The organism is Lacticaseibacillus suilingensis (assembly GCF_016861845.1).
Classification (GTDB): domain Bacteria; phylum Bacillota; class Bacilli; order Lactobacillales; family Lactobacillaceae; genus Lacticaseibacillus; species Lacticaseibacillus suilingensis.
Genome location: NZ_BOLV01000011.1, coordinates 14,037 through 28,650, shown reverse-complemented (window position 1 = coordinate 28,650; position 14,614 = coordinate 14,037). Strand labels below are relative to the sequence as shown.

Below are 14,614 nucleotides of genomic sequence, written 5' to 3'. Positions count from 1 at the left end.
TTTGTGAAATATACGGCATGCTTTCTATTTGATAGTAACCGCTTTTCCCCTTGGAAGCAAGCAAAGTCGCTTTGCTTGTTCAATTTATTTCACGAACCCCAGCTGGGCCCAGTGGCGCAGTATGGTACACTGGAAGTATGTATGCTTGCTGCAGCAAGCGCAACGACAGGAGGTTCCACGCATGATTATCATGCAAGCTCAAGGGGTCGGCCGCACCTTCAACGGCAACGACCTATTCACCGGCATCAATCTCGAGGTCCAAACCGGCGCCCGCATCGGCCTGGTAGGCCCTAATGGCGTCGGTAAAACCACGCTACTGGAGATTCTCGCCGGCCTTAATCCCCCAGATGACGGCCAGGTGACGCTGGCGCATGACGTTTCGATTGGCTATCAGGCCCAGGATTCAGGGCTAGATTCTGATCGCGGGATTTTTGATGAAATGCTGACTGTGTTCACGCCGCTGATTAAAATGGAGCAGCGGATGCACGAGTTGGAAGCCAAAATCGCTGACCCCAGCTTGGCCAAAGATCAGGCAGCCTTTGATCAAACTATGGCTCAATATGATCAAATTCAGCATGACTTCCAGGCCGCTAACGGCTATGGCTACCGCGCCGAAATTCGCGGTGTGCTGCATGGCTTCCAGTTCCCGGAATCCGTGTTTGACCATAAAATCAAAACCCTTTCCGGCGGCGAACGCGCCCGCCTCGCGTTGGCCAAGTTGCTGCTGGAAAAACACGACCTGCTGATTTTAGACGAGCCAACCAACCACTTGGATATCGATACCCTGACCTGGCTGGAAGGCTATTTGAAAGGCTACAGCGGTGCGATTTTGACCGTCAGCCATGACCAGTACTTCCTCGATCATGTGGTGACCGAGATTTATGAACTAACGGCCACCATGACCATCCACTACACCACCAATTACACCGGCTACCTGAAGCAAAAAGCCGACAACAAGGCCCTGGCGTGGAAGGCCTACAACAAGCAGCAAGAGGAAATTCAGAAGCTGCAAGAATTCGTCGACAAAAACATTGTCCGGGCCAGCACCACCAAACAGGCGCAGGCCCGGCGCAAGCAGCTGGAGAAAATGGTCCGACTGCCGCGCCCCAGTGGTGCCGAGAAAACGGTCCACTTCCGCTTCTCTGCCGAGAAAACCAGCGGCAACGAGGTGCTCAAGGTGCAAACCGCCACGGTGGGCTACGAACCCAATGCCCCAATGGCCGGCCCCATCTCGTTTCAGGTCAACAAAGGCGATCGCATTGCTGTGATTGGCCCCAATGGCGTCGGCAAGTCGACACTGCTCAAAAGTGTGCTGGGCCAAATCCCATTTTTGGCCGGCAGCGCCAAGTTTGGCACCAATGTCACCACCGGTTACTATGATCAGGACCAGCATCAGCTCCACTGGGACAAAACCGTCATCAACGAAATCTGGGATGAACATCCCCTGATGACCGAGCAAAGCGTCCGCGCCGCCTTGGCCGCCTTCTTATTTGACGCCAACGATATCGAAAAACGCGTCGGTGATTTGTCTGGCGGCCAAAAAGCCCGGCTGGAATTAACCAAGCTCTCGCTCAAGCATGACAACTTCCTGATTTTGGACGAACCCACGAACCACTTGGATATCAACTCCAAGGAAGTGCTAGAAGAAGCACTGGCTGATTTTGACGGCACCGTGCTGTTCGTTTCCCACGACCGGTACTTCATCAACGAGCTGGCCACCAGCATTGTGGCCATCAGCCCTGACGGCTCAGACCTCTACTTAGGCAACTGGGATTACTACCAGGAAAAGCTGGCTGAAGTTGAAGCTGCCAAGGCCGAACAAGCTGGCCCCGCGGCGACCCCAGCGGCGAGTGGCGCCGCCGTCGACTACCAGCAAAGCAAGCAAAATCAGCGTGAAGTCCGCAAACTGCAACGCGAGGTCGAGAAGCTGGAAACCCAGCTCGATGACCTCGCCCAGGCGGCCACCGACATTCAAACCGCCATGACCGCCCCAGCGGCGCTCAGTGATTACGTCGAAATGCAAAAGCTGCAGGCCAAACTGGAAGCCAACCAAAAGGCCATCAACGACACTGAAGAAGCCTGGGCCGAAGCCAGCCAAAAGCTCGAAGATCTCGAAGGTTAACTGTTTACAGGTAAGTAAAAGGCCGTTCTCCCCAGCGGGAAAACGGCCTTTTTGGTTAGGCGCGAGCAAAGTTTAGGTTAGGCACGGCGTTAAGCGTTTCATCAGCGAAGTGCTGCTTAGCCAGTTCGATATGCGCGGCGGCCCCAATCATCGCGGCGTTATCGCCGGTCAGCCGGACTGGTGGAATCACGACGTCGACCGCAGGAAACTGGGTCGCCAGCGCCGCGGTCATGGCTTCGCGCAGGCCTTGGTTGGCCGCCACACCCCCGGCAATCACCAACTGCGAAACTGGATGCTCGCGCAAGGCTTGCATGGTTTTGTCCACCAGCACATCCACCACTGCCGCTTGGAAACTGGCAGCGAGGTCATTGCGGTCTAAGGTTTCGCCAATTTGGTCAGCATGATGCACGGTGTTGATAAACGCCGACTTCAAGCCGCTGAAGGAAAAGTCCAGGTTGGCTTCCCCATCCATTGCCCGCGGAAAGTGAAACGTGTCTTGCCCCAAGTGGGCCAAGCGGTCGACTTCCTTGCCAGCGGGATAGGTAATCCCCAGCACGCGGCCGATTTTGTCGTAAGCCTCACCGGCAGCATCATCGCGGGTTTCGCCAATAATGGCAAACTCGCCTGGCGCGGTGACCATCACCAGTTCGGTGTGGCCACCTGACACCATCAGGGCCAGCAGCGGATAAACCAGCGGCTTCACAAACCGCGCTGCGTAAATGTGGCCTGCCATGTGGTTCACCGGAATCAGGGGCAAATGGTGCGCATAAGCCACGGTCTTGGCGGCGGTGACCCCAATCAGCAAAGAGCCAACTAGCCCCGGCCCATAGGTCACCGCCACGGCAGTCAGGTCCGCATAAGAGACCTTGGCTTCTGCCAGGGCCAAATTGATGCAGTCGGTAATCTGCTCCACATGATGGCGGCTGGCGACTTCTGGCACCACGCCGCCGAAACGTTTATGGGAATTAATCTGGGTAGCAATGATGTTGCTCAAAATGGTGACGCCATTTTCCACCACTGCCACCGAGGTTTCGTCGCAGCTGCTTTCAAAAGCTAAAATTAATTCGCGCTCGCTCATGGTTGTTCCTTTCTAATCCAACGGCTTGGTCATGTCCATCGCGTCCGCATGCGTGGCGATGTAATAGCCCTTTTTGATGGCGCCGTCGGTAAAGCCCAATTTATGATACAAATTCTGCGCCACCAGATTGTCGGTGCGCACTTCCAGCGTCATTTTGGCGCTCCCGAGTTCATAGGCCTTGGCCAGCATCACCTGCATCAGCGCTTCGCCAATACCTTGGCCTTGATTGGCCGGCGCCACGGCAATGTTGGTGATGTGCGCCTCGTCTTTGCCAAACCAGCAGCCGACGAAGGCCACCATGACCTCATTGGCGGTCAGCACCAGATACAAGTTGCGCTGCACTTTCCGTAGCTCGGATAAAAACGCAATCCGATCCCACGGGGTATCGTGATAAATGGCTTTTTCAAGCGCCAACGCCTCATCGATGTCGCGGTTGGTCATGCGGCGCAATTCAAACTGACGGCCCTTGATGACCAAGGGTTGCGCCGGAAAACTTAACTCAGTGGGTGGTTCATGGTCGAACCATTGCTTAAACTTTCTCAACATAAGGTGCGTGCCCCTTATCGTCATGCGTCTTCAGCCAGTTCGTTTCCGCTTCGGTGAGCCGCAAATACCGCGGGACAAAGGTGGCCGGTGGCACCGGCGCCGCCTGTTGGCCCAGCAGCGCCAGGCGCCCCGCTTGCGGCAAGGCCGATACAGCATCAACAAAATGGGCCTGGGCCCCGAGGCGCGCTTTGATTGCGTCGCGAAACTTAGCCACATCACCGCCGATGAAGGTGACCGGCTGTTTCAGCAAGGCCAACTCTGCCAGTAATTGCTCTAGGGCAACGTGCCGATCAGCGGCCACGTTGATGAGCGCCCCGTCCAGCCATTGGTACATGCCCGCAAATACATTTTGGCGCCGGGCATCCATCAGCGGCACGATGATGTCTTTGGTCCGCAGCGCGCCCGCGGCCAGCGTGGCCAGGCTGGAAATGCCGACTAGCTCTAGCTGCAAGGTATCAGCCAAGGTTTTAGCGGTGGTCACAGCGATGCGCAAACCGGTGTAGGAGCCTGGACCATCAGCGACCACCACGCGGTCCAGGGCCTCTGGCGTCAAGGCACTAAGTTGGAGCAGATGGTCAATGGTCGGCAGCAGTTGTTCGCTGTGGGTCTTTTTGCGGTTCAGGGTCATTTCTGCGAGCACTTGCCCGTCCACCATCACTGCGACGCTCATTGCCTGGTTGGACGTGTCCAGCGCCAGAATCTTCATCTTGTCGGCCTCCGTTTCTAATGGTTCCTATTCTACCATTGTCGTTGAAAATTGGAAAAGTTGGGGGTAATAGTTAACTGCCGGGTCGGCCAGCCTCCGCCGCCAGGGGCTGGAACGTGGTGGCCAGCGCTTCGAGCCAAGCGATGCTTGTCTTGAAGTCGCGGCTTGTTCTAAGCCAACAAGTTGGCTAAGAACAATTTCACCACTGAGCCCCTGGCGGCTCCGGCTGGCCGGCCCTACGTTAGCGATTCACTACCTGGGCTTACGCTGACTCAACAACCCTCAGTTTTCGCGTAGAAAAGGTCAAAATTTTAGGCCATAGAACATTGCCGTAAAACCCTACCCACTAAAAAAGAGGCCAGTTGTTCTGGCCTCTTCGACTTTCATACCTTATGCGTGCAGACTCGGTTGCACCCGCTCCAAGGTCTTTAAGACGGTGAAGGTGAGGAACCATTGAATAGGAATCATCACGAGGTTCTTGATGGTGCGTTGTACAATGATTCCTTGCCATTGGGTGCCGAGCAGGTCAATCCACCAGGTGTTGAGCCAGATGTTGACAATCAGTACGACCAACACGACAGGGATCAAGACCCGCCACCAGGTGACTTTGTGGCCGTGCAGGAACATGCCGTAAATCAGCGCCGCGATGATGGCGTTCAGGGTAAATAAGGGAAAATTCATGCCCCCGCCTAAAATCGTGCCGACTTGATCGGCCAGCGCGGCGTCAACTGCCGCGAGCACCGGACCAAGGTAATAGCCCATCAGCGTGGTGGCGAGAAACGCGATGCCAAACTGCAGAAACGAGGGGCCAAACGTAAATCGCTTCAAAATCAGCGATAAAGCGAACAACAACCCCATGTACACAATCGTGCGACTGGCCTTCATTTTGGGGCCAGAAAAAGAAATAACATCCATGACGACAATCTCCTTTGAGGAGACGCCTAATTGCTCAGGCGAATGCGGCACCAACATCGCGATCCACTTGATCTTCGTCCACCGTTCACATTCCGTTCCGGCGGCACTTGACGCGTTGATGCCTACTCCTAGATTTTTGGTACTTCTACAGCATACTTGGTTTTCTGGAAAACGCAACATTGCTCAAAAGATAATTTTCATGGTGGAATTATGAGAAAACTCACACGAAACTTTTCCCTATTTCCTGCTGGTTGCCAAACCGCTTTTAACCAGCGGCGGCTAATATTGGTTTTTGTAACCAAGCGTTACAGCCTCCGCCCAGAGGCATTGAGCCACCGTCTGCCCTGACGGTGGTTTTTTTGTTGCCCAGCGGTTGCATCTTAAGCAGGCGCCGCTTAAGCTAAACTTATTCACAATCCTTGGAGGTGCATCTTGAAACATATCCTAGTTCTGCATACCGGCGGCACCATTTCGATGACCGAAAATGCTGATGGCGCTGTGGTACCAAGCGTCAACAACCCCTTGTTGGGCGTGGCGACTCATTTTCCAGACGTCGCGGTCACGTCAGAAGAAGCCTTCAACTTGCCCTCGCCGCACATCACGCCGGCGCACATGCTGCAGCTGAGTCTGCGCATTCGCGAGGCCGAAGCCAATGGGATTGATGGCGTCGTCGTGACCCATGGCACCGACACGCTGGAAGAAACCGCCTTTTTCCTGGATCTAACCACTGATGCGAAAATCCCCGTCGTGGTCACCGGTGCGATGCGTTCCAGCAATGAAATTGGGGCCGATGGTGATTATAATTTTCTGTCCGCCATTCGCGTCGCGGCGAGCGACCAGGCGGGTGGCATGGGGTGCCTGGTGGTGATGAACGACGAAATTCACAGCGCGCGCTTCGTCACGAAGACGCACACCACCAACGTGGCCACTTTCCGCACGCCGACTTTTGGCCCCATCGGCTTGGTGGGTAAAAACGGCGTGATGTTCTTTCAGCAGTTGCTGCGGACAGCCACCAGTCCCATTGATGAAATCAAGGCGCCGGTATTTTTACTGAAGGCCTACGCTGGCATGGACGGCACACTATTCGATGCCTTGCCCGCTGATACGGCTGGCCTCGTGATTGAGGCGCTCGGCGCCGGCAATTTGCCGCCAGCCACTTTGCCGGCCCTTCAGCGCCTGCTGGACCGCAATGTGCCAGTCGTGCTGGTGTCGCGCTGCTTCAATGGCATCGCGCAAGATATCTACGACTACGAAGGCGGCGGTGTGGGGCTGAAACAAATGGGTGTGATTTTCTGCCGCGGCCTGAATGGCCAAAAGGCGCGCATCAAGCTGATTGTCGGGTTGTCAGCAGGCAAAACCGGGGCCGCTTTGGCGGCGTATGTGAACAATGCCGTCAGCTAACCTCACCCTCCCCGCGCTTTATCACACCCTCGCCGCAGCACTGGGCCCATCCGGTTGGTGGCCGGCCGAGTCCAAATATGAAATTCTGGTGGGCGCGATTTTGGTGCAAAACACCAACTGGCGCAATGTTGATCGTAGCTTAACCAACCTGAGACAAGGGCCAGGCTTTGACCCCGCAAAACTGGCGGCGCTGAAGCAGGCTGATTGGATCGAGCTGATTCGCCCTAGCGGCTTTTACCAGAATAAAAGCAAAGCCTTGATGGCGCTCTTCCAGTTCCTGCAGCCCGCTGCCTTTGACCTGGCGGCAATCGGCCGCCGTCCGCCGGCCCAGCTGCGGCAGCAACTCTTGGCCTTGCCTGGCATCGGCAACGAAACCGCTGATGCGATGCGACTTTACGCCTTCGATCAACCGACCTTCATCGCCGACCTGTACGCGCGCCGGCTGTTTGGCTGGTTAGGCCAGCCTTTTCCCACCTATTCCAAACTGGCGCAAGTGACCACTGCGGTCGTCCAGTGGCCGCTGGCCGATGCACAGGAATTTCACGGCTTGATTGATAATTTCGGCAAAACCGTCAAAAGCCAAGTCGCCTTTGACGCCAGCTTTCTAAGCCGAACCACTTTGAACCTGAGCCCAACCAAAAAGCAGACTCCCTAGGGAATCTGCTTTTTTAGCGTACCCGCCAAGTTAACTTGGCCTCAGCGTTCACCACGCCATCGGTACTGATTTGATGGTAGGACGTTTTGCCTTCTACCGTCACTGCCGCATCCACCGTGGTGCCGTAAGTGGCTTCGCGTGCGTACTTGATGTCCACGGACTGCGGCTGGTGGCTGGTGAGAAAATCCGCCCCCAGTGCATCTTCGAGCCAGTCCATGTAGTGCGCATTATTGACATGGCCATTGCGGTCAATGTCAAAATACCGCACGCGATAGGTCCGGGTCTGGTCGAATGCGGTGCGCTTGGTCAGGCGCGGGAAGCGCTCGACCTTGGTGTCAAAAGCCGCCCCAACCTTCTCAGGGAAGCTAGTGATAATCGGGATGATTTTGCGCTTGGTCAAATCCATCATCACCCAGGCCCCGTGCATCATCACGATGCGCTGGCCGTTTTGGTCCTCAATCCAGTAGTCGCGGTAGGTCATCAGCTTGTTGTAACTGGTGGCCTGCGTGCCAATAATCAGCGGTTCGTCCACATTCGGCATCCGCGTGATATCAATGTGATACTGGGTGATCACCCACCCCGCCCCGTGCTCGGCTAAGGCGCTCATGCCAGCGCCGATTTGGTCGAGCTGTTTTTCCGAAATCAGGAGCATGATATTGACCATATTGCTAAGCGTCAGCTCACCGGTTTTCGTGCCAAGGAAAAAAGGCACGGTCAGTGGTTCTGTATACTCCAAATAATCTCCTCCTGCTTATAACCCATGAAATTCGTTGTAGACAGCTTGTTTCTTAAGACCATTGCTTTTTGCCACGGCTTTGATGGCATCATTGGGCCGCTCACCGCCATCAACTAGAGCCTGGACTTGCTCCGCCAGCGGCACCGCGCTACGCTCAGGCGCCACTGGTTCCCCTGGCGCCACGATAATCACGAACTCACCGCGCACGCCTGCTTTGGCGTAGTCGATCAGCTCGGTCAAGGAACCCCGAATGAATTCCTCAAACTTCTTGGTCAGCTCCCGGGCCAGCACCGCCTGGCGGTCGCCCAGCCCTGCTTGCAACGCTGCCAGGGTTTTCGCCACCCGATAAGGCGACTCGTAAAAAATAATCGCCTGCTGCTCATCCTTCAATGCCGCCAAGACGGCCTGCTGCTCGCTAGCCTTACGCGGCAAAAAACCGTAAAACATAAACGGCTGCGGGGCAATGCCACTGGCAATCAGCGCGGTTAAGCCGGCATTAGCGCCTGGTAGCGGCACCACTGGAATCTCGGCCTCAATCGCCGCTTTCACCAGTTCCTTGCCTGGATCGGAAATCGAAGGCATCCCGGCATCAGAGCACTGGGCAATGTTTTGCCCGGCTTGCAGTTTGGCCAGTAGTTCCGGAATGCGGGCTTGGGTGTTGTGCTCATGGAAGCTGATTTGCTTGGTGGTAATTTCAAAGTGATTCAGCAGCTTTTGCGTGTTGCGGGTGTCTTCGGCCGCAATCAAATCGACCATCTGCAAGGTCTTCACTGCGCGGAAGGTCATGTCATCAAGATTGCCAATCGGCGTCGGCACTAGGTACAGGGTACCAGTCTCATGGGGCGCAAAGCTCGCCATTTGCTCAGCGGTCATTAATGTTCACCATAGATGACATCAAGGCAAAAAGCACAGGATTCATCCGCGACGCGGCGCTGGCCATAGAAATACGGGCACACATGAAAGCCTTCGTTATACAGGCTCTCCAGATTGGCCTTCGATTTGGACAACTCCACCGCCCCAGTCGTCTCGTTCTCACTGCCATCTTGCAGTTCCGCCAGGTGCTCGCGCAGATGCTTGTTTTCCATTTCGAGTTCGGCATTATGCTCCAAGGTATGCGCCAGCTCGTCTTTCAGGCTGGTAATTTTGGTTAAAATCGCCTGCGTATCATGTTCAAGTTGAATAAAACTATCATAGAGATCTTTTTTCTCCACGTGATCACCCTTCTAGCAGTGTTAACACAAGCTGCTCGACTGCTGATTGAAATGTGACATTCTGGCCTAACTTGATTTGCGCGGCCAAAATCGCAGCCAACGCGCGACTTAGCACCGGGCCACTGAGCTCACTAAGCTGCTCAATCACTTCGGCTTGGCCAAAAGCTTGCGGCGCCTGCACTTGGTAATGACGGTTCAGCGCGTCGCCGTAGCCTAGCGCCAGCATCGCCAGCAACTGTTTTTGGTCAGCCGGCGTTTTGGCATTAGGCAAGAGCTGCGTCTGCACCATCACAAAGGCCTCCGGATCTTGCGCCGCGGTTTTACGGAGCAACATCAATACGGCCCCGACCTGCTTTTCAAATTGCGGTGCCTCAGCCATTGCCTGCGCCGCCGCGCCGTCGGCAGTCAGATGCCCGGCGACACTAGCCAGTTGCGGTGCAATCCCGGCTGCCATCAGCTGATCGATCACCGCTTGCGCTGGCGCCGGCTGAAAGTTAATCACCTGCGCTCGGGACACAATCGTCGGTAGCAACTGGTTTTTAGCACTGGTGGTGAGGATAATGGTCATTCCTGGCACTGGCTCTTCGTAGAACTTCAGCAGACTATTTTCCGCGCCGGCGGTGAGCTTTTCCGCATCGGTGACGATGAAGATCCGCTGGTTGCTTTCGACCCCGGTTTTGCTCATTTCCGCTTTTAAGTTGCGGATATCGTCGACTTTGATGCTTTTGGCATCGCTCTGCAGCCACACCACATCGGGATGGTTGCCTGACAGCACACGCTGGCATTCTGCGCACTGCCCGCAAGGCTGACCTTCCTGGACATTTTGACAAAACAGGCGCTGGGCGATCCACTGCGCCAGCGCCGCCTTGCCCACCCCGGCTGGACCAGCGAAAATGTACGCCTGACTCAGCTCACCGCGGTCGATAATTGCTTCAAACTGCGCCAGCAGCTTGGGCTGCAGGACATTCAGATTGGCCATTAGAACTGATGGAAAGCGTCAACAGGCAGCACGAACACCGTGGCCCCGCCGACTTGCACTTCAATCGGGTAAGCCATGCTGCTGTCCGCAGTGGCGTCTAAGTTCACCGGCGGGGTCATGAACTGACGCCGGGTTTGGGCAGATTCTTTGATGATCTGCAGCACTTCGTCAACGCGTTCGTCTTCGACCCCGATGATGAAAGTCGTGTTGCCTGACTTCAGGAAGCCGCCAGTAGAGGACAACTTCGTGGCGCGAATATTAGCGTCGATGAATTCGCTGGACAACAAGTTGCTATCTTTATCTTGAACAATGGCCATGATGAGCTTCATAAGGTTTCCTCCTTGCAACTCTGCCAAGCGGCGCCAAGATGGGCTTTGAGCACCGCCTCACAGGCTTTGATCACGTCTTCTAAGGGCTGGCTGGCATCCACGGTTTTGATGCGCTGCGGTTGGGCTTGGGCTAAGGCCAAATACGTGGCGCGCACGCGTTCATGGAACGCGAGCTGCTCTTGATCGAGCCGGTCATACTGCCGGCTGGCGCGATGGGCCTTGATTCGGGCTAACCCTTCAGCGCTGGGAATGTCCAGGTAAATGGTCAATTCGGGACTCATGCCATCAGTGGCAAACTGGTTCATCGCCAGCACCGCTTCTGCCCCGATTTCCCGGCCGCCACCTTGGTAAGCCACCGAGCTATCCACGAAGCGATCGCAAATCACCAGCGCCCCTTTGGCCAGCGCCGGGCGAATGACTTCCACCAGGTGCTGACGGCGTGAAGCTGCATATAGCAGCGCCTCGGTTTTGGCATCCATCGCCGTGTTGGCAGGATCTAAAATCAAGGTGCGGATTTTTTCTGAAATCTCGGCGCCTCCCGGTTCGCGAGTCAACTTGACTGGGGTCTCGACATGCGCCTGAATCACCGGCATTAGGGCATTCAACACGCTGGTTTTACCCGCTCCGTCCGGCCCCTCGAACGTGATAAATCTTCCTGCCACGACATTCACTCTCTTCTACTGTGTTACTTCTAGTTTACTTGAAACCCGCCATAAATTAAACCACCAGTGCCGCAACGCAAAAAAGCCGTTGCCGGCTTTTAATTGGGTTATTGATTTTCTTCCAGATGTGCCGCTGCAATCCGGGCCACAAGCTCCCCGGACACCTGCCGAATGCGCGCTTCGCGGTGCAAAAAGTCGAACAACCCGGCCTGAACGCTCAGTTGCGCCTTGGTCAGCTCATCCACTTCCCGGAAGCTCGCAATCAACTTGCGCTGCGCCGCCATTTTATCGCGGACGACGTAGACTTCAAGCATCAGATTGCGATCAGCATTTTCTTTGATCGAAGGTTTTGATTTATGAAAAAACATGAGGCACTCCTTTCAGGTAAAGGCTGCGGAGCGGGGCGCACTTAGGATGATGGCTAGCCTAGCCCAACGCATTGAAGCCGGTTTTCGGCTTCGAGACGTTGGGCGTAGCTAGACACTCATCCGTTGCCCCGCGGAGCGCAACTAGGCTGCGGAAGTCAGGTGGTTTGCCATTTCACCGCAGTCGCGCTGCGTGAGGCCAAGGCCTGAGCATCTTGCTAAGCTACTCGTCGAGCTAAGCCCGCCGACCTCCACCGCCTTTGCCTATATTTCCGTCCGCCCTTCGACGGCCTTCAGCAGGGTCATTTCGTCGGCGTACTCAATATCTGACCCCACGGCCAAGCCATGGGCCAGGCGGGTGACTTTAATCTGGGCGGGTTTGATCAACCGGGCCAGATACTGGGCGGTGGCTTCGCCTTCTGGGGTGGCGTTGGTGGCCACAATCACTTCTTTAACTTCCGGGTGCTTTTGCAGGCGAGTAATTAGGCTTTCGATGTTGAGGTCTTCCGGCCCGCGGCCTTCGATCGGGCTCAGCACGCCATGAAGGACGTGATAAAGGCCATGGTATTCGTTGGTGCGGTCAATGCTCATGACATCCTTGGGCTGCTCTACCACCAGAATGGTGGTTTGGTCGCGGCCTTGGTCCTGGCAGATTTCACACGGGTCATCATCGGTGATGTTGCCGCAGATACTGCAGTAATGCAGCTTCGACTTGGCCTCTGTCAGACTGGTGGCAAAGGCGTCAACGTCATCTTTATTCATATCAATGGTGTAAAACGCCAGCCGAGTGGCGGTCTTACTCCCAATGCCAGGCAGTTTCATGTAACTGGCAATTAATTTTTCGATCGGTGCAGGATATTGCATGCTGCCCTCCTAGCCTGGCAGGCCGCGGGTGTACTTGCCCATCTTGGCTTTGGTGGCGTCATCGACTTGCTTCAAACCAGCATTAACGGCTTCCAGCACCAAGTCTTGGAGCATGTCAGGATCGTCAGGGTCGATGGCCTCAGGTTTGATCTGGATATCCTTCAGCGTTTTGTCGCCGCTGAAGACCACCGTCACCATGTCACTAGCGGAAGTCGCGGTGAATTCAGTGGCATTCAGTTCGTCTTGCGCCTGAGTCATTTCTTTTTGCAGCTTTTGCATTTGTTTCATCATGCCAGCCATATTGCCGCCACGCATCATATCAATCACTCTTTCCTAGTCGTTTTTAATCGTAATGTTGTCTTGGCCGAACAAGTCGGTCATGGTTTTCACCACCGGGGGCACTGCTGCCGGCTGCGGCGCCGCATGCGGCGCGCCATTTTCTGCCAGGTAGGCTTTGCGCACGCGCGGCCATTCGTCTTGCTGCACGAGCACAATCTGCTTTGGGCTACCCATCAGCTTCGCCAGGTCATCCTTCAGCGCGGCCAGCAGGTTAGCGTCATTGCTGGCGCGTTCGACAAAAATGTCATAGGCAAAACTGACAATCACGCCTTCAGGACTGGCCGCCACGGGCTTAGACACCTTCATCATGGCTTGATCTGGCACCGAGAGCATGGACAAAAGATCGGGCCAAATGTCGCGCACGGCTTCCAGGTCGTGCTTGGTGGCGGCGCCCAGGACGGGATAAATCTGTGCCTTGTTGACTTTCACCGGCTTGGCTTTCGGCTTCGGCTTGGCCGCCGGGGTCTGCCCGCCGGCTTGCAGGTTCTGCACCAGCTGAGTTAACCGCGATACCTCGCCTTCCAGCTTGGTCACCGCAGCGGAATACGCTGGTGCGGCCTCAGCCTCGGCCACTGGTGCTGCGGCCTGAGTCGGCGCGGGTTGGCCCAGTTGCACGGTTGCTACTTCCAGGTACAAGGTGGGACTATTGGTCAGCCGGAGCTGCCCCTGGGTTTGGTTGAGCACCGCAATCATGTGGTACAACTGGCCTGGGGCAAAGCTATCGGCGAGGGCTTTGAAGTGCGTGTCTTGCAAGGCGCTAGCGGTGTCGTTGACCAAGGTCGGGGCCTGCTGGTACACCAGCAAATCGCGCAGGTACCCAATCAAATCGTCAATCAGCCGGCCAGCGTCTTTGCCGCTCGCCAGCAATTGCTCGATGGTGGTCAGCGCCGCCGCAGTATCATGATCTGCCAAATGCTGAAGGTATTCTCCCAGCTGGGTCACCGCGGCGCCGCCGGTGACATCCAAAGCATTTTCCACGGTGACGTGATCTTGCCCAAAAGCGAGGACCTGATCCAGGATGGAAAGCGCATCGCGCATGCCGCCTTCTGCCGCCTTGGCAATCACCAGCAAGGCTTGGTCATCATAGGTGATGCCTTTTTCGTCCAGGATATGCTTCATCCGGTCGACAATGTCTTGCGGCGTAATGCGGCGAAAATCAAACCGCTGGGTCCTCGAAATAATGGTGGCGGGAATTTTTTGCGGTTCAGTGGTGGCCAAAATGAACACCACATGCGCCGGTGGTTCCTCCAACGTCTTCAGCAAGGCATTGAACGCCCCGGTCGACAGCATGTGGACTTCATCGATGATGTAAACTTTGACTTTTGCGGAGGTCGGCGCGTACTTGGCCTTGTCGCGAATGTCCCGGATTTCGTCGACGCCGTTGTTTGAAGCTGCATCGATTTCGATCACATCGGTTAAGCTGCCGTTATTGATGGCCACACATAAGTCGCAGGTATTATCCGGCTCACCATCTTCCAGATGGCGGCAGTTCAGCGCCTTGGCCAAAATCTTCGCCACACTGGTTTTCCCGGTGCCGCGGGGCCCGCAGAAGAGATAAGCGTGGCTGGTTTGGCCGGTGATCAGCGCATTTTTTAAAGTCGTGGTGATGGCCGTTTGCCCAATCACATCGGCGAAGGTTTGGGGCCGCCACACCCGATACAACGCTTGATAAGCCACTGTCCTCATCCTTTCTATCTGTTCTAGTT

The 14,614-nt window shown here is 55.7% G+C and carries 17 protein-coding genes and 1 riboswitch; of the genes, 3 read left to right on the top strand and 14 right to left on the bottom strand.

Features of this window, described 5'->3' with window-relative positions; translation table 11 throughout:
- The first annotated feature begins 181 nt into the window (after window positions 1–181).
- The gene (locus JUF11_RS07790) at window positions 182–2,122 is read left to right on the top strand and encodes an ABC-F family ATP-binding cassette domain-containing protein (protein ID WP_204119100.1); all 1,941 of its coding nucleotides are present in this window, start codon (window positions 182–184) and stop codon (window positions 2,120–2,122) included.
- Between the two features lie 55 nt (window positions 2,123–2,177).
- Here JUF11_RS07790 and tsaD read toward each other — a convergent pair whose 3' ends face one another.
- The 4 genes from tsaD to JUF11_RS07770 form a co-directional block, all read right to left on the bottom strand.
- On the bottom strand, window positions 2,178–3,200 hold the full coding sequence (gene tsaD / locus JUF11_RS07785; protein WP_204119099.1) for a tRNA (adenosine(37)-N6)-threonylcarbamoyltransferase complex transferase subunit TsaD: 1,023 nt from the start codon (window positions 3,198–3,200) through the stop codon (window positions 2,178–2,180).
- 12 nt (window positions 3,201–3,212) lie between these two features.
- On the bottom strand, window positions 3,213–3,746 hold the full coding sequence (gene rimI / locus JUF11_RS07780) for a ribosomal protein S18-alanine N-acetyltransferase (protein WP_204119098.1): 534 nt from the start codon (window positions 3,744–3,746) through the stop codon (window positions 3,213–3,215).
- Entirely contained in the window at window positions 3,730–4,452 is a 723-nt protein-coding gene (gene tsaB, locus JUF11_RS07775) for a tRNA (adenosine(37)-N6)-threonylcarbamoyltransferase complex dimerization subunit type 1 TsaB (RefSeq protein WP_204119097.1), read from the bottom strand. The genes rimI and tsaB overlap by 17 nt, the downstream gene beginning before the upstream one ends.
- A gap of 390 nt (window positions 4,453–4,842) precedes the next feature.
- On the bottom strand, window positions 4,843–5,367 hold the full coding sequence (locus tag JUF11_RS07770; protein ID WP_204119096.1) for a folate family ECF transporter S component: 525 nt from the start codon (window positions 5,365–5,367) through the stop codon (window positions 4,843–4,845).
- A gap of 34 nt (window positions 5,368–5,401) precedes the next feature.
- Window positions 5,402–5,499, bottom strand: a riboswitch (THF riboswitch).
- 297 nt (window positions 5,500–5,796) lie between these two features.
- Between JUF11_RS07770 and JUF11_RS07765 the strand changes: the two genes are divergently transcribed.
- The gene (locus tag JUF11_RS07765; RefSeq protein WP_270235408.1) at window positions 5,797–6,768 is read left to right on the top strand and encodes an asparaginase; all 972 of its coding nucleotides are present in this window, start codon (window positions 5,797–5,799) and stop codon (window positions 6,766–6,768) included.
- A complete protein-coding gene (locus JUF11_RS07760; RefSeq protein ID WP_204119094.1) occupies window positions 6,755–7,423 on the top strand; it encodes an endonuclease III domain-containing protein in 669 nt (222 codons plus the stop codon). Before JUF11_RS07765 ends, JUF11_RS07760 begins: the two co-directional genes overlap by 14 nt.
- A gap of 13 nt (window positions 7,424–7,436) precedes the next feature.
- On the opposite strand, the gene JUF11_RS07755 is transcribed toward JUF11_RS07760, so the two are convergent.
- The 10 genes from JUF11_RS07755 to dnaX all read right to left on the bottom strand — a co-directional run bounded on the left by JUF11_RS07755 (window position 7,437) and on the right by dnaX (window position 14,585).
- A complete protein-coding gene (locus tag JUF11_RS07755; RefSeq protein WP_204119093.1) occupies window positions 7,437–8,159 on the bottom strand; it encodes an acyl-[acyl-carrier-protein] thioesterase in 723 nt (240 codons plus the stop codon).
- 15 nt (window positions 8,160–8,174) lie between these two features.
- Entirely contained in the window at window positions 8,175–9,032 is an 858-nt protein-coding gene (gene rsmI, locus JUF11_RS07750) for a 16S rRNA (cytidine(1402)-2'-O)-methyltransferase (RefSeq protein ID WP_204119092.1), read from the bottom strand.
- A complete protein-coding gene (locus JUF11_RS07745) occupies window positions 9,032–9,370 on the bottom strand; it encodes a DNA replication initiation control protein YabA (RefSeq protein ID WP_204119091.1) in 339 nt (112 codons plus the stop codon). The genes rsmI and JUF11_RS07745 overlap by 1 nt, the downstream gene beginning before the upstream one ends.
- Window positions 9,371–9,374: 4 nt before the next feature.
- Entirely contained in the window at window positions 9,375–10,349 is a 975-nt protein-coding gene (gene holB, locus JUF11_RS07740) for a DNA polymerase III subunit delta' (protein WP_204119090.1), read from the bottom strand.
- On the bottom strand, window positions 10,349–10,678 hold the full coding sequence (gene darA / locus JUF11_RS07735) for a cyclic di-AMP receptor DarA (protein ID WP_125579839.1): 330 nt from the start codon (window positions 10,676–10,678) through the stop codon (window positions 10,349–10,351). The genes holB and darA overlap by 1 nt, the downstream gene beginning before the upstream one ends.
- A complete protein-coding gene (tmk, locus tag JUF11_RS07730; RefSeq protein WP_204119089.1) occupies window positions 10,675–11,340 on the bottom strand; it encodes a dTMP kinase in 666 nt (221 codons plus the stop codon). Before tmk ends, darA begins: the two co-directional genes overlap by 4 nt.
- A 107-nt stretch (window positions 11,341–11,447) precedes the next feature.
- Window positions 11,448–11,708 carry a DUF2508 family protein gene (locus tag JUF11_RS07725; RefSeq protein ID WP_204119088.1) on the bottom strand — a complete coding sequence of 87 codons (261 nt, stop codon included), beginning with the start codon at window positions 11,706–11,708 and terminating at the stop codon, window positions 11,448–11,450.
- A gap of 261 nt (window positions 11,709–11,969) precedes the next feature.
- Complete coding sequence (gene recR, locus JUF11_RS07720; RefSeq protein ID WP_204119087.1) at window positions 11,970–12,569, bottom strand: recombination mediator RecR; 600 nt, start codon at window positions 12,567–12,569, stop codon at window positions 11,970–11,972.
- A 9-nt stretch (window positions 12,570–12,578) separates the two neighbouring features.
- Window positions 12,579–12,884 (bottom strand): YbaB/EbfC family nucleoid-associated protein, encoded by a 306-nt coding sequence (locus JUF11_RS07715; protein WP_204119159.1) that lies wholly within the window; start codon window positions 12,882–12,884, stop codon window positions 12,579–12,581.
- Between the two features lie 18 nt (window positions 12,885–12,902).
- The gene (gene dnaX / locus JUF11_RS07710) at window positions 12,903–14,585 is read right to left on the bottom strand and encodes a DNA polymerase III subunit gamma/tau (RefSeq protein ID WP_204119086.1); all 1,683 of its coding nucleotides are present in this window, start codon (window positions 14,583–14,585) and stop codon (window positions 12,903–12,905) included.
- Window positions 14,586–14,614: the final 29 nt, after the last annotated feature.